The following is a 20,857-nucleotide window of genomic DNA, read 5'->3' as shown; positions in this document are numbered from 1 at the left end:
CTAATACCTCGGCTTTCTCTCTCTAATTTCTTCTACGAATTGTTTATAGTTCTTATAGCGATATTCTGTAATCTTCCCTTCTTCAACCGCAGCTTTCACCGCACATTTCGGTTCAGAAAGATGTGTACACCCTCTAAATTTACAGTATTGGCTCGCTTCTTTCAACTCTGGAAAACAATATGTAAGATCTTCTACTTCTATATCAATGAAATCTAGTGAACTAAAACCCGGTGTATCTGCTACTAGTCCACTCCCAATTGCAATTAATTCTACGTGTCTTGTCGTATGCTTCCCGCGTCCTAAATGGGAGGAAATATCATTTGTTTTCAGCTCTAATTCTGGACGTAGCACATTAAGTATTGAAGATTTCCCCACACCAGATTGACCCGCAACGACAGAAACACAATTTTCTAAGTATGGTTTTAATATATCAATACTTTCTGACGTATTAATAGAAGTAAATAAAACATCATAACCCATCTCACGATAATCATTCGCATAAGCTTCAACAGTTGCTTTCATCTTTTCATCTACTAAATCCATCTTGCTAATACAAATAATTGGCTTAATGTTATGATATTCAATCAGCACTAAAAATCGATCTAACAGTCCAGGATTAAAATCTGGTTCTACTGCAGAGAACACAAGAATCGCTTGATCGACATTAGCAATAGGAGGTCTAACAAGTTCATTTTTTCGATCAAACACTTCAAGCACATAACCTTCAGTTGGATTATCTGCCTGAAAAACAACTTGGTCTCCTACAAGTGGTGTAATTTTATTTTTTCTAAATACACCTCGTCCACGACATTGCGTAACCCCTTCTTCATGCTGCACGTAATAAAACCCACTTAAAGCTTTTATAATTTTTCCTTCTGGCATAGAATTCTCCTTTTTTGTATAAGGTGATGCTGAATTTAAAAATGAATGGATTTAAATTTTCTAAATAACGATTTCAAAACCTACCATATATACTTTCGCTAATATACATTAAATTTCCCATTAAATGCAAAAAAATATTTACAGCTGCATCACGTTACTAGCTTTTTGAATCATATATTTTTGCCTGCTATACCGTCCACTTTGTAGACAGCATAACAGGCAATAATAATAAGTAGACTTTCACTATTATTGAGTTGGATATGGTACTTCTTTATCAATAATCGTTACTCCATCTCGTACAATTTTATAGTGTCCCTTTGAACCTTCTTGAATTACAAATTCTAAAGAAATAGTCGCTGATTCAGTAATTGTTCTCGTTTCAACCGGTCTATCCATTTTTTGCTGCATGTCTTCTTTATAAATTTCTATTGTTTGCGGCTTTTTTTCACCTGTTACAGCAGGCTCATATGGGATAGAGATATTGTCCAATTTTACCGTTTTAGTCACTTTAGGCTTTTGACCATCAGAGATAATAATAGTTACTTTATCTCCCTCTTTTAATGGTGTACCTGGTTTTGGAAATTGCGAAATTACAAGTCCTTTTTCGATTGTATCTGAATACTCTCGTTTTATATCTGACGTTAGTTTTCTCTCATTCAAATAACCAGTTACACTATTTTCAGTCCACCCCGAAAAGTCACCTGGTCTAATTTGATAAGGACCTTTACTTACCCAGATTTTCAGTTCTTGCTCCGCTTCTATAACCATTTGATCAGGCGTCGGAATTTGCTCTACAATTTCACCTTTCGGCTTATCATTTTCAATATAATTTACTGTAACTTGTTTATATTTTTCTTCTAACTCAGCTTTTACACTCTCAAAGTTTTGCCCTGTGAAATTCGCCATCTTACTTTTCTTTTTCCCACCTGATTGATAGATAGTAATTTTAGCGTTTTCTTTTACGACTCTTCCTGCTACAGGGTCCGTTTTTATTACATCCCCAACTTCAACATCATCTGTATATACAATATTAGGCTCCGTCACCTCAAAGCCCTTTTCTACTAATGTATTTACAGCTGTCGTGTATTTCATACCAGCCACATCAGGAACTTTCACATCTTTCGGAATAAATAATCCTGGAATAACCGTAAGCGCTAATGTTATTCCTATTGCTAAAAATAAAAATGTTGAAATTAAAACTTTAAGCCACTTGTTACTCCGTTTTTTCTTCTTATCTAACTCAGCTGCTTCTGCTCTTATCGGTTCTTCCACCTTACTCCCTTTTAAAACAATCGTTTCATCACTTACATTTTCAAATAATTGTTCTTGTTGAATAATCGGAATCGCTTTCGTCGCTTCCATATCTTCTGGTATGTAAAACGGTTGCTCATTTATCCTCTCTGGATATAGCGCAGTTTCAATATCTCGCTTCATCGCATTGGCAGATTGATATCGATGGAACGGATCTTTTGCAGTTGCTTTTAATATAATATTTTCAACACTTTGCGGAATATTTTCATTCCATCTTTTTGGTGATGGGATTTCACTTTGTAAATGTTTTAAAGCTATAGCAACAGCAGATTCGCCAGAAAACGGTTGTCTTCCTGTTAACAATTCAAACATAACTATCCCAAGAGAATAGATATCTGATTGTTTATTTGCTATTCCGCCACGTGCCTGTTCTGGTGATAAATAATGGACTGAACCGAGCACTGAATTTGTATGTGTAATTGTTGTTGCACTTGTAGCTGTCGCAATTCCAAAATCTGTTACTTTTATTATTCCATCAGCTCGAATTAAAATATTGTGCGGCTTTATATCACGATGCACAATTTCAAAATGATGGGCGTGTGCCATAGCGGATGTTAACTGCTCCATAATATCAAGAGCTTCTCCTATAGGTAACATCCCTCGCTCAATTATGTATTGCTTCAATGTTTGTCCTGGTACATATTCCATGACAAGATAGTATATACCATCTTCTTCTCCGACATCATACATATTCACAATATTTGGATGCGACAACGTTGTAACAGACTGCGCTTCTCGATGGAAACGTTTAATAAACTCTTCGTTATTTGAGTAGTCGAGTCTTAATATTTTTACCGCTACATCTCGGCCAAGTATATCATCATGAGCTAAATATACATTGGCCATTCCGCCACCACCAATCATTTTCAGCAGCTTATAACGGTCATTTAAGCGTTTTCCAATCAGCACGTTGTACTTCACCTACTTTCGTTTGTCGAACCCGCATAATCAATAAGAACAAGTGTGATATTATCTTCTCCACCGCGATCATTTGCCAATTGAATGAGACACTGCCCTTTACCTTCAAGCTGTTCATTTAACTGTAAAATTTGTCGCATATCATCAATAGAAACTTTGTTTGATAACCCATCAGAGCAAAGAAGTAATTGATCATCTTCCTCAATCACCAACGTTTTAACATCTAACCCAACTTTTTCTTCTGTTCCTAATGCTCTTAATAACACATTCTTTTTCGGATGATACTCTGCGTCTTCCTTTGAAATTTCACCATGTTTCACAAGCTCATTTACAAGCGAATGATCTTCCGTTACTAGCGTCATTTCTCCTTCTGATACCATATAGCAACGACTATCTCCTATATGCCCTATTGTCACAAAGCTTGGTGTACAAACAGCTATTATAAGCGTTGTTCCCATACCATTACATTCTGCATTTTGCTGAGCATATTCATATATACGCTCATTAATAATCCCAACACTAGTATGTAACCATTGTTCTACTTTTTTCGGCTCATTCATATTATGTGTTTGCTTCCAATAATCATGGAATAATTGAATGGCCATCGAGCTAGCTACATCACCAGCTCGATGACCTCCCATTCCATCTGCTACTACCGCTAATACATTTCCATCTAAATTGTGAAAAACTCCTGCACTATCTTCATTATGTTGACGAACTTTTCCTTTATCCGATAGAAATACGGCTTTCATCTCGTCACCTCGTCTCTTCTTTGCGCTCCTTCGCACGCAACTGACCGCAGGCTGCATCAATATCATGACCTTGTTCACGGCGAATCGTTACATTCACTCCACGATCTTTTAACGTTTTTTCGAACAAGAAAATTTGTTCACGTGGCGTACGTACATAATCACGTTCAGGTACGTAGTTTACCGGAATCAAGTTCACATGACATTTTACACCTTTTAAGAGCGCAGCAAGCTCTTCAGCATGCTCTACTTGGTCATTTTCTCCTCCAAATAATCCATATTCAAAAGTAATACGACGCCCTGTTCTATTTACATAGTATTTAATAGCTTCCATTAAATCTGGTAATTTATAAGCACGGTTAATCGGCATTAATTTTGAACGTAATTCTGAGTTTGGAGCATGCAATGAAATCGCAAAATTAATTTGTAGATCTTCTTCAGCAAACTTATAAATTTTCGGGATAATTCCACTCGTCGAAACAGTCATATGTCTCGCACCAATATGAAGTCCTTTTTCATGGTTAATGATGCGTAAGAATCCCATTAAATTATCATAGTTATCAAATGGTTCTCCAATCCCCATAACAACAAGAGAACTTACACGTTCTTCTGTTTCATCAAGCGCACGCTGAACTTCTACTACTTGCGCTACGATTTCTCCAGCTTCTAGGTTTCGCTTTAATCCACCAAGTGTCGAAGCACAGAACGTACACCCAATACGACAACCAACTTGCGTTGTTACACAAATGGAATTTCCATATTCGTGTCGCATTAATACCGTTTCAATAGAATATCCGTCATATAATTGGAATAAGAATTTAATTGTTCCATCCGAAGACGTTTGTTTTACTAACGTTTTTAAAGTAGTAATATCAAAGGAATTCGACAATTTATCACGCAATCCTTTAGAAAGGTTTGACATATCCTCATAATTTTTTACACGTTTTTTATATAACCAATCAAAAATTTGTCCAGCACGGAACTTCGGTTCTCCTTGTTCCTTTAACCAATCTTGCATTTCATGAAGTTGTAAAGAGTAAATTGATGGTTTCTTCGTTTCTAAATTTTTCTTTTGTTTTCTTACAGTCGTTTCCATGATGCTACACCTTCTTCCTTAAACAAGCAATATAAAAGCCATCCGTCGCAAAATAATGCGGTAAAATTTGCACTTGACCTTCATCAATATACGGAGTTAATTTTTCTGGCATACGCTCTTTAAGCGTAGTATCCCATTCAAATTCAGGATGTTCTTGTAAAAATTTCTCTATTACTTGTTCATTTTCTATTTTCTCAATTGTGCACGTACTATAAACAAGACGACCGCCTTGTTTTAATAATGGTGCTATTTTTTCTAGTATTGCAATTTGAATCGTCGATAATCTTTCACTATCGCCTTTATCTTTTCCTAACTTAATATCAGGTTTACGTCTAATTACACCAAATCCAGAACACGGTGCATCTACCAATATTTTATCAAACGTTTCATTTGCAAAGTGCTCTTGCACTTTTCTAGCATCTAGCGCTTTAGTTTCGACATTTTCTAGACCAAGTCGCTCTGCTTGCTGTTTAATTAAACGTACTTTGTGTGCATGTAAATCAAGGGACATGACCTTACCAGTTCCCTTTAATCGTTCCGCGATATGCGTTGTTTTTCCGCCTGGAGCAGCACAACTATCAAGAACTGCATCTCCCGTACTCGGTTCTAAAGCGCGTGCTACAAGCATAGAACTTTCATCTTGAATAGAAAGAAATCCTTTTTTAAACGCTTCTGTATGCGCTACATTTCCTCTTTCAATCTGAATAGCATCATCTGATAAGTCACCACGTTTTGCTTCTATACCTTCACTTGCTAACAACTCAATCGCTTCTTCTACAGTTACCTTATCAACATTCACACGCGCTGTTGGTACAGGGGGTAACATGTTTACTTCGCACATTTTTTCTGCAGTTTCTAAACCGTATTCTGAAGTCCACTCTTGGACAAGCCAAACTGGATGACTTGTTGTAATTGCAAGACGTTCTACTGGATCCTTGATTTCATCTACAGAAGGTACACCTTCTCTCTGAATCGAACGTAATACACCGTTCACCATACCAGCAATTCCTTTATGCCCGCGACGCTTTGCAATCTCAACCGCTTCATGAATAGCCGCTCTTTCTGGCACTCGGTCTAAATAAATCATTTGATATAAAGATAAGCGAAGCAATACTCTTACCCACGCCTCAACCTTCTTTTTTAAAAAAGGCTGTAAATAATAATCTAATGTGTCACGACGTTGAATCGTTCCATATACAATTTCAGTTAATAAACCAATATCTTTTCTATCAATTGCACTTTTTTCAATTAGATTATTTAAAAGTAAGTTGCTATATGCACCACTTTTTTCCACTTGAATTAAACCATCAAGAGCTAATTCACGAACATTTTGTCTCATGCATTTTCTCCTAACTTCGTTCCAATTTCAGGTTTTGTTCCACGTAAAAATTGTGAACAACTCATACGCTTTTTACCAGAAGGTTGCAATTCAGTAATTTTAACACCTGTTTCATTACTCGTTGCTACAACAAAACCATCTTCTTCGATTGCAACAATCGTACCTGCTTCAGCCGGTTCAGTTATAGGCACTTTTTCCCCCCACCATACTTTAACAACTTGTCCTGCTAAAGTTGTATAAGCAACTGGCCATGGATTCAATCCGCGAATGTGATTGTATACTTCTTCACCTGTTTTTGTCCAATCAATTTTCTCTTGCTCACGTTTTATATTGTACGCAAACGTTACTTCTTCTTCGTTTTGTTTAATCGGTTCTAACTTACCTTGAATTAATAAAGGCACTGTTTTAGATAGAAGGTGTGCTCCTGCTTCACTTAATTTATCAAATAATGAGCCTGTCGTTTCACGCTCTTCAATTTCAACTTCCACTTGCGTTAAGATATCACCAGCATCCAATTTTTCTACCATATACATAATTGTAATACCTGTTTTTTCTTTACCTTCCATAATTGCATAATGAATTGGTGCACCACCACGAAGTTCAGGAAGTAAAGAAGCGTGAACATTAATACACCCATACTTTGGTGCTTCTAAAATTTCATTTGGTACAATCTGCCCAAATGCAGCTGTTACAATTAAATCTGGCTCTAATGCCAATACTTTTTCATATTCATCTTTTTCACGAATTTTTAACGGCTGTAACACAGGGATACCATGTTTTTCCGCTTCAACTTTAACAGGTGTAGGTGTTAATACTTTTTTTCTACCTACTGGACGATCAGGTTGCGTCACAACACCTACTACCTCATAGCCATCTTCAATAAGACGACGAAGCACCGGCACTGAAAAGTCCGGTGTTCCCATAAACACTACTTTTATCATTTAAAAACCGCTCCTTTTAACACCTATTCTAGTTCGTTTTCTTCATAATATCTTGTCACTTTCGATGTAAATAAAACACCGTGTAAATGATCAATTTCATGTTGAATTGCACGCGCTAAAAATCCTTCCGCTTCTAATAAGAATACTTTCCCACGGCGATTTTGCGCTCTTACTTTAATATAATCGGCACGTTCTACTTCACCATAAAGTCCCGGGAAGCTTAAACAGCCTTCGGGACCTACTTGTTCACCACGTTTTTCTAATATTGATGGATTGATTAACTCGATTTTCCCAGTATCATCATCGACATCAACAACCGCTACTTGCAAGCTTACACCTACTTGAGGCGCAGCTAAACCGACTCCGTCCGCAATTAACATTGTTTCATGCATATCTTTCAACAATTTCACTAACTTTTTATCAAAGTTAATTACTCTTTCGCATGGTGTTTCTAACACTTCATTTGGATGCTTTATTATTTCTAAAACTGCCATATTTCCCTCCGCTACATTAACATTGTTGGATTAAAATCAATTGAGATTTGTAGCTCTTTTTGCATTTCTGCTTGATAATGTTCATTTACCATTTTGAGCACGTTCTTTAAGTTTGGTTCCCGTTTGTATTTTATCATGCATTGATAACGATATCTATCTTTTATCCTTGGAATCGCTGAAGCAACTGGTCCTAGCACCATTGTTTGCTGTGAGCAATGCGTTCGTAAATACGAGGCAATTTTTTCCGTCACTTGTACCGCTTTTAATAATTCTGGATGAGATACAGTTACGAGTACAACATAGTAATATGGGGGATATTGTCTTGTTCGTCTCATTTGCATTTCTTGGTCAAAAAACACATCATATTGTTGGTTCTTCGCTAACTCTATACTGTAATGTTCTGGCGTATACGTTTGAATCACAACTTCCCCTGGCAATTCATGTCTACCCGCTCGTCCACTTACTTGCGTCAATAACTGATATGTCTTTTCACTCGCCCGAAAATCAGGTAAGTGAAGCATCGTATCTGCAGTTAAAACCCCAACGAGCGTTACTTTCGGAAAATCTAATCCTTTAGCAATCATTTGTGTTCCAAGTAATATATCTGCTTTTTCTTCCCCAAACGCCTTTAATAATTTTTCATGCATTCCTTTTCGACTTGTCGTATCTACATCCATTCGAATGACTCGCGCCTCTGGAAATAGTTTTGTAATTTCTTCTTCTACCTTTTGTGTACCTGTACCAAAGAAACGAATGTATGTACTTTGACAAGCTGGACACTCAGTTGGCATATTCTCTTCGTAACTACAATAATGACATTTTAAACGATGATTCATTTTATGATATGTCAATGAAATATCACAATGCGGACATTGGACAACATACCCACAATCACGGCACATAACAAATGTAGAATGACCTCTTCTATTTAAAAAGAGTACCATTTGTTCTTTCTTTTCTAATCGATCTGCTATTTTTTCATGCAGCGCCTTAGAAAACATTGATCGATTCCCGTCACGAAGTTCTTCTCGCATGTCAACAATCTCTACCGTTGGTAAAGCTTGTTCATTCATACGTTTTTCCATTGTTAATAGTTCATAAACACCTTTTTTCGCCCTTGCAAACGATTCAAGTGTTGGTGTCGCACTACCAAGAACGATAGGACATTTATGATATTGTCCTCTCCAGACAGCTACATCTCTTGCATGATACCTCGGATTATCTTCTTGTTTGTAACTTGATTCATGCTCTTCATCAATAATAATAATCCCTAAATTCTCAAAAGGCGCAAAAACAGCTGAACGCGCACCAACTACAACTTTCACTTCTTTTCTTAAAATCTTACGCCACTCGTCATACTTTTCTCCAACAGACAACGCACTATGAAGAACTGCAACTTGCGAGCCAAACCTACCTTTAAAACGATCCACCATTTGGGGCGTTAGTGCAATTTCAGGAACAAGAACGATAGCTTCTTTTCCTTTCTTGAGCACTGCTGCTATAGATTGTAAATATACTTCTGTCTTTCCACTTCCTGTAACACCATATAGTAAAAATGGATTATAAGTTTCATTTGTAATTGATGATAAAATCGGTGTAATAACTTGTTTTTGTTCCTCCGTAAGTGGAAATGGTTTTGTTTGTTCAAAATCATCATCGTCATACGGATTTCGGTATACTTCCACATACTTTTCTGAAATGAATCCCTTTTTAACAAGTGCTTTTATTGGAGCATCTGTTATTTGTAACTCTTCTGTAATTACTTTCAACGGTGTACTTTTATAATTTTCCACAAAATAATACAGTACATCTTGTTGTTTTTTACTTTTCAGTTCAAATGCCGCTAATTCCAATTTATCTTCTGGCAACTCCGGCTGAACCACTCTTTGCTTCTTCTTTTGTACTTTATCTTTCACCTGATAAACGACTTCAACCGTACCATTTTTAATTTCTTGTTGAATAGTTCGGTATAAATGTGGCTGTTGCTCGATTACTTCAAAATCAATTGCTTCTTTATCCTGAAATAAATATAGTATTTCAGGTGCTATTTCTTCCTGTTTACAAAGTTGTAGACGTTTTTTATACGTTGCTTTTATCGCAGTTGGAAGCATCACTTGAAAAGCTGAAATCATGTAGCATAACGTTTCACTTGTAAGCCAATATCCAAGCTTTAATAATTCATCATTTAAAACCGGTGTTACATCTAATATTTCATGGATTGTCTTTAACTTCTTACTTTCTACATCCACCGAATCTTTAATCCCAATAATAAAACCTTGCAATTTTCTTGGCCCAAACGGAACTACTACACGCATTCCTGTCTGTACAATATCTTCCCATTTTTTAGGAATAATGTAATCAAATGGTCGATCTGTCTGACGGGCAGGTACATCAACAATTACACTTGCAAATTTCATAAACGATCATCTTCTAACATCATTTCAATTTGCTTCAATATTTCACGAGCTACCTCTTTTTTCATTAAAAGTGGCAACTCAATAACTTTTCCATCTTTTCTATACATTGTTACAATATTCGTATCCGTGCCAAATCCAGCTCCTTGCGCTTTTACATCATTCGCGACAATCATATCTGCATTTTTCTCACGTAGTTTTTTCGTTGCATATTCCTCTACATTTGTCGTTTCAGCAGCAAAACCGATAAGTAACTGTTTATCCTTTTTCTGACCTAATGTTTTTAAAATATCCACCGTTCTTTCAAGTTCAATGACAGCATCACCATTTTGCTTTTTCATTTTATTCTCATGCACATATTTCGGACGATAATCTGCAACTGCTGCTGTTTTAATGACAACGTCTACGTTTTGATAATGTTGAAGAACTGCTTCTAACATATCTTGTGCAGATTCCACTTGCACTGTCGTTACATGTAACGGTGGATTTAATGCTGTCGGTCCTGAAACGAGTATAACATCAGCGCCTAAATTCGCTGCCACTTCCGCAATCGCATACCCCATTTTCCCAGAAGAAAAATTCGTCATAAAACGAACTGGATCAACCTTTTCACGTGTTGGGCCAGCAGTTATTAATATTCTTTTTCCCTGCAATGGTTTGTGTTCTGAGAAAGCTTCCTCTAACCGTGCAATAATTGCTTCAGGTTCTTCTAGTCGTCCCTTCGCTACATATCCACATGCTAAAAAGCCTTCCCCAGGCTCAATAAATGTATATCCTAGCGTTTTCAATGTCATCATATTTTTTTGAACTATTTTATTTTCATACATATGCACATTCATAGCAGGCGCAATCCATACCGGAGCTGTAGTAGCTAACAAAGTAGTTGTAATCATATCATCTGCAATACCACCAGCTAACTTTCCAATACAATTGGCAGTAGCAGGTGCGACAAGTACAACATCCGCCCAATCTGCTAAATCAATATGAGCAATAACAGCTGAGTCTTTCTCATCGAATGTATCCGTATATACATCATGGCGAGAAAGCGCTTGGAATGTAAGAGGCGTAACAAACTTCATTGCCGACTCACTCATCATTACTTTGACAATTGCGCCAGATTGTGTCAATTTACTCGTTAACGCAGCTGCTTTAAAAACCGCAATGCCTCCTGTTACACATAAAAGTATCTTTTTCCCTTTTAGCATATGACTCGTCCTCTTTCTTTTTCAAACTTATAATACTGAAATAGAATTCTCAGCTCGTCAGTACCGATATTTCATTCCTTTCGTAAAAAAATAACAACCTACTTGTAAATAGGTTGTTACCGTTACATAGAAAATTATAAAGTCTATGTTTTATTTTGTCGAAGGCAAAGGCTTATTCAGCTACTTTATCTTCACTTGGTACGTAGCTTAATGCTTCTGCATCGATTTCTTCTAATGCTTTACCTACACATTTATGAGAAACAGGTTTTTCTACAACACAGTTATTAGCAAGTTGCATTTCACGTGCGCGTTTTGCAGCCACTGTTACTAAAGTGTACTTAGAATCGATTTTTTGTAGTAATGAGTCAATTGATGGATTTAACATAATTATAGACCCTCCGTCATTTCTTTATAATATTTTGCTACCCTTTCGCGGCGGCAATGTTCGCCAACCACAATTGCTTTAATTCTATCACAAGCTAATTCAACTTGATCGTTTTCTACTACATAGTCGTAAGCGTCCATCATCTCGATTTCTTCTTTCGCTACAGTTAAACGATTTTCAATAACATCTTCAGTCTCTGTACCACGTCCGACAATACGGCTCTTTAGTTCAGATAAACTTGGAGGTGCTAAGAAAATAAATACACCTTCTGGGAAAGCTTTCTTAACTTGAATTGCTCCTTGCACTTCAATTTCTAAGAATACATCTTTTCCTTCTTGTAATGTTTTTTCAACATAGTCAATCGGTGTTCCGTAATAATTACCTACGAACTCAGCCCACTCAAGTAATTTTTCATTACGAATCATTTCCTCGAATTCTTCTCTTTCTTTAAAGAAATAATCCACACCATCTACTTCACCTTCACGCGGCTTACGTGTCGTTACTGAAATAGAGTACTGAAAACGTGTATCCTCATGGCTAAACAGCTCTTTACGAACCGTCCCTTTTCCAACCCCAGAAGGCCCTGAAAGAACGATGAGCAATCCTCTTCTACTTCTCATAAATATGTAAAACCTACCCTTCCTCACTTAAATCTTCTTTATTATTCAAACGATGTGCAATCGTCTCTGGTTGAATTGGACTTAATACAACATGCCCATCATCCATAACAATAACCGCCCTTGTTTTTCTCCCATACGTAGCATCAAGCAAAGCATTATGTTCGCGTGCTTCTTGTACTGTTCGTTTAATAGGAGCTGACTCCGGACTTACAATAGCAATAATTCGATGAGCAGATACAATATTTCCGTATCCAATATTTAAAAACCGCATGGCCATAGTTTGCGCCTCCTAGTAAGTCTATCCGATTTCTCCACCACGTATAACTTTATATATTTTTTGAAAGCTACTCAATATTTTGTACTTGTTCACGAATTTTTTCAAGGTTATTTTTCATTTCTACAACATATTTTGAAATTGTTAAGTCATTTGCCTTAGAACCAATCGTATTAATTTCTCTATGCATCTCTTGCACGATGAAATCCATTTTCCTTCCAACAGGCTCTTCAATCTGCAATGTTTCACGAAATTGCTCTAAATGACTTTGCAAACGAACTAACTCTTCATGAATATCACAACGCTCTGCAAAGATTGCGACTTCTGTTAGCAATCTTTGTTCATCTAGATCTTGATTATGTAATTCTTTTAAGCGATTTTCTAATCGTTCACGATATTTTTGTGTAACAATTGGTGCATGTGGAATAATCGCATTTACACAATTGCTAATCTCTTGTAAACGATACGCTATATCTTTATGTAATCGTTCTCCTTCGCCATCTCTCATCGTTTTCAACATATGAGCAGCTTGACGAACAGCCTCATATAAACTGTTCTCAAAATGTTCATTTACATTTTCTATTTCTTCAATTGCTGTTACTTCTGGCATTGCCATTAATTGTTCGAGTGTAATAGAATCTTGTAATTGAAATTTCCCTTTTATATCTTCCATCATCGATTGGTACTGCTCAAGAAGTGACCAATTCACACTTAATTTTCTTTCAACAAGTCCTTCACCTGCTATACTAATAGACACTTCGATGCGCCCACGTCGAACTTGCTGTGCAATTATTTTACGAATTTTGTCCTCAAATACCATCATTTGCTTAGGAAGTCGAATACTCATCTCTAAAAAACGGTGGTTCACCGATTTCATTTCTACTGTAATTTGAAAAGTATCACTTTCTACTTTCGATCTTCCAAACCCTGTCATACTAGAAATCATTTTTATCACATCCAAGCCATAAAATAACTCAATGAAAAAGGTAATAGAGACAAGGCTCTACTACCTTCTGTAAATTATATCACATTTTCATAACATTGACTATTTCAAGTTTAATCCCTTCTTATATAACATCGGCTTTTTCTTCTTAGCCTTTTTCCCTGTTAATAAAGAACCTACTAGTAAGAAAGTCGGAATTGATGACAAACCTCCAATTAATAACCAATCTCTTGCTTGTATCGGCATTGTGCTAAAGATCGGTTGTAACGGTGGATAATATATAACCACTAGCATAAGTAGTAACGAAATAATAACCGCCCCTACTAAATACACGTTCCCAAATGGATTACGGTGAAAGACAGAATGCTCACTACGACAATCAAATACATGAATAAGCTGTGCAAGTACCAACGTCGCGAACGCTACAGTTTGTGCATATTTCAGTTCATTTGGATGTTGGTTATACGCAATAATAAACGCCACTAACGTCACTGCTCCAATTAAAAACCCTCGACTTATTATTTTCCACGCAAGCCCTCTAGCGAATACCCCTTCTTTCGGGTGACGCGGTGTTCTCTTCATCACATCTCCTTCAGCCTTATCCAAACCTAATGCCATCGCTGGTAAACCATCAGTAACTAAGTTCACCCATAAAATTTGAATAGGAACCATCGGCAGTGGTAATGCAAGTAACATCGCAAATAACATAACTAAAATTTCTCCAACATTTGACGCCAATAAGTAGCGAATGAACTTACGTATGTTCTCGTATATATTTCTTCCTTCTTTAATCGCTGACTTAATTGTAGCAAAATTATCATCTAGTAAAACAAGTGAAGAGGCTTCTTTTGCAACATCTGTCCCTGTAATCCCCATCGCTATCCCAATATCCGCTGTTTTTATAGCTGGAGCATCGTTCACTCCATCACCTGTCATCGCTACTATATGTCCTTGATTTTGCAATGCTTTAACAATTTTCAATTTATGCTCAGGTGATACACGAGCGAATACATACGTATCTTCTACAACATTTTCTAATTCCTCCACATCCATATTCGCGAGTTCTACTCCTTCAACAACGCGTCCATCTGGTGGTAAAACTCCTAATTGTTCAGCAATCGCCATTGCTGTCACTTTATGATCACCTGTAATCATTACTGTTCGAATACCAGCTTCTTTACACTCTTTTACCGCCTGCGCGACTTCTGGCCTTGGCGGGTCAATCATACCTTGTATCCCAACCAACATAAAATCTTTTTCAACGTCTCTTTCATGTTCAATAGAATCCGTGACTTTTAAAGGTTTAAACGCAACTGCAATTGTTCGAAGCGCTTGACTACCTAAGCTATGAATAGCCGCCTGTACTTCTTTTCTATATAGCTCACTTAACGGCTGCTGCTTATCCCCCCATAAGATTGTTTGACTCATTTGCAAAAGAACATCCGGTGCTCCTTTCGTAACAATAAACTTTTTCCCCTCTCGATCTCGTACAATAACACTCATCATTTTTCGAGTTGAATCAAATGGAAATTCACGAATAATTTCAAATTTCCCTTTCAATGCCTCACGTGTTATCCCAGCTTTCATTGCTGCAGCTACAAGCGCTCCCTCTGTTGGATCCCCATCTAATACGTACGCCTTTTTCTTTTGAATAATATTTGCATTGTTACATAGTGAACCAAATGTAAGTAGCTGATAAAGTGATTTTGTCTTAGCTGGATTCACTTCTTTTTCACCTTTCATAAAAGAGCCATTAGGTTCATATCCTTGCCCTGTCACTTTCCACAATTCTCCGCCTGACCACATATGTGTTACCATCATTTTGTTTTGTGTCATTGTTCCCGTTTTATCAGAGCATATAACAGAAGCGCAGCCTAACGTTTCTACGGCCGGTAACTTCCTTACAATTGCTCTCTTTTTTATCATACGCTGTACACCAAGTGATAAAGCTACTGTAACAATTGCTGGCAATCCTTCTGGAATAGCCGCAACAGCTAGCGATACGCCAGCTAAAAACATATGATATACTTCATTCCCTTGATACACACCAGCCAATACAACGAGCGCTGTCAAAATAAGAGCTACAATAATTAATATTTTTCCGAGCTGTTCTAACCTTCTTTGCAGTGGCGTTTCCATTTGCTCTGCATTTTGCAACATATTTGCAATTTGCCCCATCGCTGTATTCATACCAGTTGCTACAACGACTCCTGTACCAGATCCTCGCGTAATCATTGTCCCCATAAAAGCCATATTTTTTTGATCCCCAATTGCAACATCTTGCCCTTGCAGTGCTTCTACCTTCTTTTGTACAGGTACGGACTCCCCTGTCAAAGCAGACTCTTCAATATATAAACTTGATGCCTCAACAAGACGCACATCAGCCCCAATACGATCACCACTGGAAAACTTAATAATATCACCTAAAACAAGTGCTTTAGATGGTGCTTTTACCCACTTTCCATTCCGCATTACAGTAACTTGCGGGGCAGCTAGTTCCTTTAAAGCTTCCAATGATTTTTCAGCTTTTCTTTCTTGAAAAAAGCCGAGAATACCGTTGATAATAACAATGGCAACAATAGCAATAGAATCAATGTATTCACCTAAAAACGCAGAAACAATTGTTGCTCCAAACAAAACGAGTACCATGAAATCTTTAAACTGTGCTAAAAATACCATTAGTGCAGAAGGCCTTTTTGCTTCTTCTAATTCATTAGTACCAAATTTCTTTACTCGCCCTTCTGCTTCTTTCTCTGTAAGTCCAACCTTTACATTCGTATTCGTTCTTTCTTCCACTTCATGTGCTCGCATTCCATACCAGTTCATCCTGCTATCGACCTCCTGATTCCAGACATACTCTATTGAAAGCTTATTCAGCCTCGTCCAAAAAAATGCTATAATTAACATTTAGTTAGAAAGGAGTGTTCATTTATGGCATTCGATGGATTATTTACAAGAGCGATTACACATGAAATTGAAAATTCTCTTTACACAGGAAGAATTTCCAAAATATATCAACCTTCAAAATACGAGATTTTATTACATATTCGAGCGAATGGAAAGAACCAAAAACTAATTCTTTCATCTCATCCTACATATGCTCGTATGCACTTAACGAATCAAAACTACGATTCGCCAGCAATACCGCCGATGTTCTGTATGCTTCTTCGCAAACATTTAGAAGGTGGATTTATTGAAAAAATTGAACAAATCGACTTAGAACGCATTATTCAAATTACAGTTCGCAGTCGTAATGAAATCGGAGACGAATCATTAAAAACATTAGTAATTGAAATAATGGGACGACATAGTAACATTATCTTATTAGATACGAAAACAAACGTGATTTTAGATAGCTTAAAACACGTTTCATTAGCCGTAAACCGTCACCGAACTGTATATGCTGGTGCTGAGTACGTCGCGCCACCAGCCCAACATAAAATCAATCCTCTGCAAATTGAAACCGCAGATGATTTTATTAGACCGCTAGACTTTCTATCTGGAAATATGGATAAACAACTCGTCGGTGCTTTCATGGGAATATCCCCATTATTTGCAAAAGAAGTAGTAAAGAAAGCCGGTATGGTAAACGAGAAAGCATTATCAGAAGCATTTTTCTCTATACAAACACCATTACTATCTCATGCATATACACCTACAATGATTACTGCAAATGGAAAAGAATTCTTTTATCTTTTCCCTCTTACACACTTGCAAGGAGAAGAAAAAACATTCTCATCAGTAAGCGAATTGTTAGATCGTTTCTTCTTTGGCAAAGCAGAACGTGATCGTGTAAAACAACAAGCTCATGATTTAGAACGCTTTATGCAAAACGAAAAAAATAAAAACGAGAAAAAACTCATTAAACTCGAAAAAACACTGCAAGATGCTGAAAAAGCAGATAAATATCAACTATTTGGAGAGCTACTTACAGCCAATATGTACGCTTTAAAAAAGGGCGATAAAGATATTGAGGTCGTTAATTATTACGATGAGGATGGTGGAACTGTAAAAATCACATTAGATCCTTTAAAAACACCATCTGAAAATGCACAACGCTATTTCCAAAAGTATCAAAAAGCAAAAAATTCGGTTGCTGTTGTAGAAGAACAAATCGAAAAAACAAATGAAGAAATTCTTTATTTTGATAGCTTACTTCAACAAATGGAAGCTGCTTCTTCAAAAGATATTGAAGAAATTCGTGAGGAATTAGCTGAAGAAGGTTATGTGCGCAATCGCAAAACGAAAAACGCAAAGAAAAAGCCTACTAAACCAGTATTAGATAAATATGTAGCAAGTGATGGCACAGAGATTTTCGTTGGTAAAAACAATAAACAAAATGATTATTTAACAACGAAGTTTGCCCGCCGTGATGAAATTTGGTTACATACGAAAGACATACCTGGCTCTCACGTTGTCATTCGTTCTTTAGAGCCTGCTGAAGAAACTTTACTAGAAGCTGCCAAAATTGCTGCCTATTACAGTAAAGCGAAAGAGTCTAGCTCTGTACCTGTTGATTTCACCAAAATACGCCATGTCAAAAAACCGAGTGGTGCAAAACTTGGTTTTGTTACGTACGACAATCAGCAAACCGTATATGTAACACCAGATGCTGATATTGTAATGAAATTAAAAGCGTAAATACAAAAATGCGTTGCTTATAAGCAACGCATTTTTTATATTCGTTCACACTAGTTCATATACCCATTTACTAATTCATAACATCTTGCTTTTGTCATCTTATATTTCTCTTCTGAAGCTTCTATACGCCTCATCGTTCCGTTATTTGTATCAGTACCAATTGCTTTAACTTTACTTTCTTTTTCTTTAACCCACGCAATTTGTTTCGTTTTTAACGACTGAAACGCATCAGGTGACATCGTACTTTTTAATGTACTGTAAATTTCATTTAGTTTATTATCCCACAGTTCATAATTTCCTTCTATTTCATTTACTATATCATTGGTTGACATAGCATTCGTATGTTTTTCTTGTTTATCTATAGCAGCTAATTCACTTAAAACATTTGCTCTATCTATCTTTGAAGAAGATTCTTTTTGCGATTGTTTCTCTTCTTTTGAGCCTGTATACGCACTCGAATCCTTTCTCTGTACTTGTTCTGTTTCTTGAATATTTCTTTCTTTCGTTACCTTTTCATACCTATTTTTATCTACATTGTATGAAATAAGAGATGTTTTCGCATTTACAGTAATTAATCCGTTACTATCTTTGAATATGTATTTCTTATCGCCACTATTTTCTTCACTTACAAATGACACATTCTTATCGTCTGGCATTTTTAAAATTCTATTTGCTTCTTCTTTTGTAAGTTTTAAATCTTCAGGAAAAACGAATGACCATTTATCCATTAACCATCCCCCTTCTTTATACACCAAATGAAATTCCCAATCTTGGGCCGCATGACCTATTTCATCTTCTAAACTTAATGTATGTACCGTTAAATTTTCTTTATCTTGTGAAGAAGAAAATCTTATTTCAGTTTGAAAATAATTTGGGAATGGTAACATATCAGTCTCTCTCGATCTATTAAAGTTAGCAAGCAATTCAGGAAGCTGATTCTCTACAAACTTTTCTGAAACCAATCCTTTAACTCCTTTTTTAGCTGTCTCTAAATCCCCAGGATTATTTCGGCTCCATCCATTTTCTTTTTCCATCTCACTAAACGCATTTGCTATTCCATCTACACTCTTTCTTACAATCTTTTTCGCTTCTTTTTCTGTCACTTCTGGCGCTTCATCAAGCTGTTCAATCGTTTCATTTACTTGAACTTTGTGTTCACTTGTTTCACACCCCGTTATAACAAGCATACTAGCGGCAAACAAAATGACATTACTTTACTTAATTTCTTCATACACTCACATTCCTTAACCCAGTTTTTTTCGTTACATCTCTTTACCTATAAAAAACGTAACAATCCCTTATTATACCAATTAAATTAATCCATTTATACAAAAAATATAATATTTAAATTAAAAAGATTTTCGTTTGCGAGTTTATATTATTGTTCAGTCACATAAAAACTTACTGTAAAAATTTTATATATATTTATTTTACATTCGTCTAATTTTTTTGACACACAGCTACCCTCTTCTCTTTTATTCTAAATAAATATACTGGCACAATTCTTGCTTTATTAATGTAAAAAGGAGGAATTAAAATGAATGTAAGAATAACTAACATCCAAAAACAACTACATAATTACGGAATCGACGGGTTACTTATTACAAAAAAAGAAAACCGTCAATACGCAACAAACTTTACAGGTAGCGCAGGCGTTGTCTTAATCGCTGCGCATAAAGCTATTTTCATTACTGATTTCCGTTACATAGATCAAGCAAAAACGGAAATAAAAGCAGCAGAAATTATTATGCATAAAGGAAATTTAGAAGAAGAAGTTGCAAATCAAGTATCAAAATTAAAAATTCAAAAACTTGGTATAGAAGACAATAATATGACTTTGCAACAATTTAAGAAACTACAAAAATATATACATACAGAAATGGTTCCAGTGTGTGAGATTATTGAAGATATTCGACTTATTAAAGACACATCTGAAATAGAAACAATGAAAATCGCAGCTACGATCGCTGACGAAGCATTTCACCATATTGTTACATTTCTAAAGCCTGGAATAAGCGAGACTGACGTTCGAGATGAGTTAGAATTTTTCATGCGAAAAAAAGGAGCCACATCTTCTTCATTCCAAATCATTGTAGCCTCAGGCGTTCGTTCTTCACTTCCCCATGGAGTTGCATCAAATAAAATAATCGAACGAGGCGATATCGTTACATTAGACTTCGGTGCACTTTACGACGGATATTGTTCCGATATAACACGTACCGTAGCAATCGGGGAACCATCGGAAGAATTCCAAAAAATATACAATGTTGTACGAGAAGCGTTAAAGCGTGGGACTGAAGCAATTAAGCCTGGAGAAACTGCGAAAAGTATCGATGATATAACGAGGAATTACATTACAGAACATGGATACGGTCAATACTTTGGCCACTCTACCGGGCACGGTCTTGGGTTAGAAATACATGAACCACTTCGCTTATCCCAAGAAAGCAAGGCAACTTTACAAGAAGGTATGGTTGTTACAGTTGAGCCGGGCATTTACATACCGAACTGGGGCGGTTGTAGAATCGAAGATGATATTGTCATCACCAAAGATGGTTATGACGTTATTACAAAATCAAATAGAGAACTAATTATAATCCCTTGTTAATATTATGAAGGTTTAAACAAAACTTTTTTTGCACATA

The 20,857-nt window shown here is 36.4% G+C and carries 16 protein-coding genes and 1 pseudogene; 2 read left to right on the top strand and 15 right to left on the bottom strand.

Features of this window, described 5'->3' with window-relative positions; all coding sequences use genetic code 11:
• The 14 genes from rsgA to ACTFO4_RS05065 all read right to left on the bottom strand — a co-directional run bounded on the left by rsgA (position 1) and on the right by ACTFO4_RS05065 (position 16,397).
• On the bottom strand, positions 1 to 882 hold the full coding sequence (gene rsgA, locus ACTFO4_RS05130; RefSeq protein WP_017672860.1) for a ribosome small subunit-dependent GTPase A: 882 nt from the start codon (positions 880 to 882) through the stop codon (positions 1 to 3).
• A 246-nt stretch (positions 883 to 1,128) separates the two neighbouring features.
• Positions 1,129 to 3,102, bottom strand: coding sequence for a Stk1 family PASTA domain-containing Ser/Thr kinase (pknB, locus tag ACTFO4_RS05125; RefSeq protein WP_017672859.1), 1,974 nt, complete (start codon positions 3,100 to 3,102; stop codon positions 1,129 to 1,131).
• 8 nt (positions 3,103 to 3,110) lie between these two features.
• On the bottom strand, positions 3,111 to 3,863 hold the full coding sequence (locus tag ACTFO4_RS05120) for a Stp1/IreP family PP2C-type Ser/Thr phosphatase (protein ID WP_000648703.1): 753 nt from the start codon (positions 3,861 to 3,863) through the stop codon (positions 3,111 to 3,113).
• A gap of 4 nt (positions 3,864 to 3,867) precedes the next feature.
• On the bottom strand, positions 3,868 to 4,956 hold the full coding sequence (gene rlmN / locus ACTFO4_RS05115; protein WP_000450540.1) for a 23S rRNA (adenine(2503)-C(2))-methyltransferase RlmN: 1,089 nt from the start codon (positions 4,954 to 4,956) through the stop codon (positions 3,868 to 3,870).
• A gap of 4 nt (positions 4,957 to 4,960) precedes the next feature.
• Positions 4,961 to 6,295, bottom strand: a complete 1,335-nt coding sequence (gene rsmB, locus ACTFO4_RS05110; protein ID WP_061457659.1) for a 16S rRNA (cytosine(967)-C(5))-methyltransferase RsmB — start codon at positions 6,293 to 6,295, stop codon at positions 4,961 to 4,963.
• Positions 6,292 to 7,236 carry a methionyl-tRNA formyltransferase gene (gene fmt, locus ACTFO4_RS05105; protein WP_000598804.1) on the bottom strand — a complete coding sequence of 315 codons (945 nt, stop codon included), beginning with the start codon at positions 7,234 to 7,236 and terminating at the stop codon, positions 6,292 to 6,294. The genes rsmB and fmt overlap by 4 nt, the downstream gene beginning before the upstream one ends.
• 23 nt (positions 7,237 to 7,259) lie before the next feature.
• Positions 7,260 to 7,730, bottom strand: a complete 471-nt coding sequence (def, locus tag ACTFO4_RS05100) for a peptide deformylase (protein ID WP_000279455.1) — start codon at positions 7,728 to 7,730, stop codon at positions 7,260 to 7,262.
• A gap of 11 nt (positions 7,731 to 7,741) precedes the next feature.
• Positions 7,742 to 10,147 carry a primosomal protein N' gene (gene priA / locus ACTFO4_RS05095; protein ID WP_000666720.1) on the bottom strand — a complete coding sequence of 802 codons (2,406 nt, stop codon included), beginning with the start codon at positions 10,145 to 10,147 and terminating at the stop codon, positions 7,742 to 7,744.
• Positions 10,144 to 11,349: a bifunctional phosphopantothenoylcysteine decarboxylase/phosphopantothenate--cysteine ligase CoaBC gene (coaBC, locus tag ACTFO4_RS05090; RefSeq protein WP_000911750.1), complete on the bottom strand. Its 1,206-nt coding sequence runs from the start codon at positions 11,347 to 11,349 to the stop codon at positions 10,144 to 10,146. Before coaBC ends, priA begins: the two co-directional genes overlap by 4 nt.
• Before the next feature lie 172 nt (positions 11,350 to 11,521).
• Positions 11,522 to 11,734, bottom strand: a complete 213-nt coding sequence (rpoZ, locus tag ACTFO4_RS05085; protein WP_000933960.1) for a DNA-directed RNA polymerase subunit omega — start codon at positions 11,732 to 11,734, stop codon at positions 11,522 to 11,524.
• A gap of 2 nt (positions 11,735 to 11,736) precedes the next feature.
• Positions 11,737 to 12,354, bottom strand: coding sequence for a guanylate kinase (gmk, locus tag ACTFO4_RS05080; protein WP_001257741.1), 618 nt, complete (start codon positions 12,352 to 12,354; stop codon positions 11,737 to 11,739).
• Positions 12,355 to 12,367: 13 nt separating this feature from the next.
• Positions 12,368 to 12,631 carry an extracellular matrix/biofilm regulator RemA gene (remA, locus tag ACTFO4_RS05075; RefSeq protein WP_001251456.1) on the bottom strand — a complete coding sequence of 88 codons (264 nt, stop codon included), beginning with the start codon at positions 12,629 to 12,631 and terminating at the stop codon, positions 12,368 to 12,370.
• A 67-nt stretch (positions 12,632 to 12,698) separates the two neighbouring features.
• Positions 12,699 to 13,574 carry a YicC/YloC family endoribonuclease gene (locus ACTFO4_RS05070; RefSeq protein ID WP_000625866.1) on the bottom strand — a complete coding sequence of 292 codons (876 nt, stop codon included), beginning with the start codon at positions 13,572 to 13,574 and terminating at the stop codon, positions 12,699 to 12,701.
• A gap of 99 nt (positions 13,575 to 13,673) precedes the next feature.
• Positions 13,674 to 16,397 (bottom strand): calcium-translocating P-type ATPase, SERCA-type, encoded by a 2,724-nt coding sequence (locus ACTFO4_RS05065; protein ID WP_001104778.1) that lies wholly within the window; start codon positions 16,395 to 16,397, stop codon positions 13,674 to 13,676.
• A 105-nt stretch (positions 16,398 to 16,502) separates the two neighbouring features.
• On the opposite strand from ACTFO4_RS05065, the gene ACTFO4_RS05060 reads away from it, so the two are divergent.
• Positions 16,503 to 18,212 (top strand): Rqc2 family fibronectin-binding protein, encoded by a 1,710-nt coding sequence (locus tag ACTFO4_RS05060; protein ID WP_440013069.1) that lies wholly within the window; start codon positions 16,503 to 16,505, stop codon positions 18,210 to 18,212.
• A 50-nt stretch (positions 18,213 to 18,262) separates the two neighbouring features.
• Here ACTFO4_RS05060 and ACTFO4_RS05055 read toward each other — a convergent pair.
• A pseudogene (locus ACTFO4_RS05055) lies at positions 18,263 to 19,443 on the bottom strand (lysozyme inhibitor LprI family protein).
• Between the two features lie 306 nt (positions 19,444 to 19,749).
• On the opposite strand from ACTFO4_RS05055, the gene ACTFO4_RS05050 reads away from it, so the two are divergent.
• Positions 19,750 to 20,820, top strand: coding sequence for a M24 family metallopeptidase (locus tag ACTFO4_RS05050; protein WP_440013070.1), 1,071 nt, complete (start codon positions 19,750 to 19,752; stop codon positions 20,818 to 20,820).
• The last annotated feature ends 37 nt before the right edge of the window (positions 20,821 to 20,857 follow it).

The organism is Bacillus cereus group sp. MYBKT14-1 (genome assembly GCF_051915185.1).
Lineage (GTDB): Bacteria > Bacillota > Bacilli > Bacillales > Bacillaceae_G > Bacillus_A > Bacillus_A cereus.
Note: the sequence above shows the minus strand (reverse complement) of the source record. Positions and strands in the feature narration are given on the sequence as shown.

Coding starts and splice junctions, on each gene's coding strand:
- gmk (WP_001257741.1), bottom strand. CDS start 12,354: ATGAGAAGTAGAAGAGGATTGCTCATCGTTCTTTCAGGGCCTTCTGGG.
- def (WP_000279455.1), bottom strand. CDS start 7,730: ATGGCAGTTTTAGAAATAATAAAGCATCCAAATGAAGTGTTAGAAACA.
- fmt (WP_000598804.1), bottom strand. CDS start 7,236: ATGATAAAAGTAGTGTTTATGGGAACACCGGACTTTTCAGTGCCGGTG.
- rlmN (WP_000450540.1), bottom strand. CDS start 4,956: ATGGAAACGACTGTAAGAAAACAAAAGAAAAATTTAGAAACGAAGAAA.
- remA (WP_001251456.1), bottom strand. CDS start 12,631: ATGGCCATGCGGTTTTTAAATATTGGATACGGAAATATTGTATCTGCT.
- coaBC (WP_000911750.1), bottom strand. CDS start 11,349: ATGCTAAAAGGGAAAAAGATACTTTTATGTGTAACAGGAGGCATTGCG.
- rsmB (WP_061457659.1), bottom strand. CDS start 6,295: ATGAGACAAAATGTTCGTGAATTAGCTCTTGATGGTTTAATTCAAGTG.
- rsgA (WP_017672860.1), bottom strand. CDS start 882: ATGCCAGAAGGAAAAATTATAAAAGCTTTAAGTGGGTTTTATTACGTG.
- ACTFO4_RS05120 (WP_000648703.1), bottom strand. CDS start 3,863: ATGAAAGCCGTATTTCTATCGGATAAAGGAAAAGTTCGTCAACATAAT.
- ACTFO4_RS05070 (WP_000625866.1), bottom strand. CDS start 13,574: ATGATTTCTAGTATGACAGGGTTTGGAAGATCGAAAGTAGAAAGTGAT.
- ACTFO4_RS05060 (WP_440013069.1), top strand. CDS start 16,503: ATGGCATTCGATGGATTATTTACAAGAGCGATTACACATGAAATTGAA.
- priA (WP_000666720.1), bottom strand. CDS start 10,147: ATGAAATTTGCAAGTGTAATTGTTGATGTACCTGCCCGTCAGACAGAT.
- ACTFO4_RS05065 (WP_001104778.1), bottom strand. CDS start 16,397: ATGAACTGGTATGGAATGCGAGCACATGAAGTGGAAGAAAGAACGAAT.
- ACTFO4_RS05050 (WP_440013070.1), top strand. CDS start 19,750: ATGAATGTAAGAATAACTAACATCCAAAAACAACTACATAATTACGGA.
- rpoZ (WP_000933960.1), bottom strand. CDS start 11,734: ATGTTAAATCCATCAATTGACTCATTACTACAAAAAATCGATTCTAAG.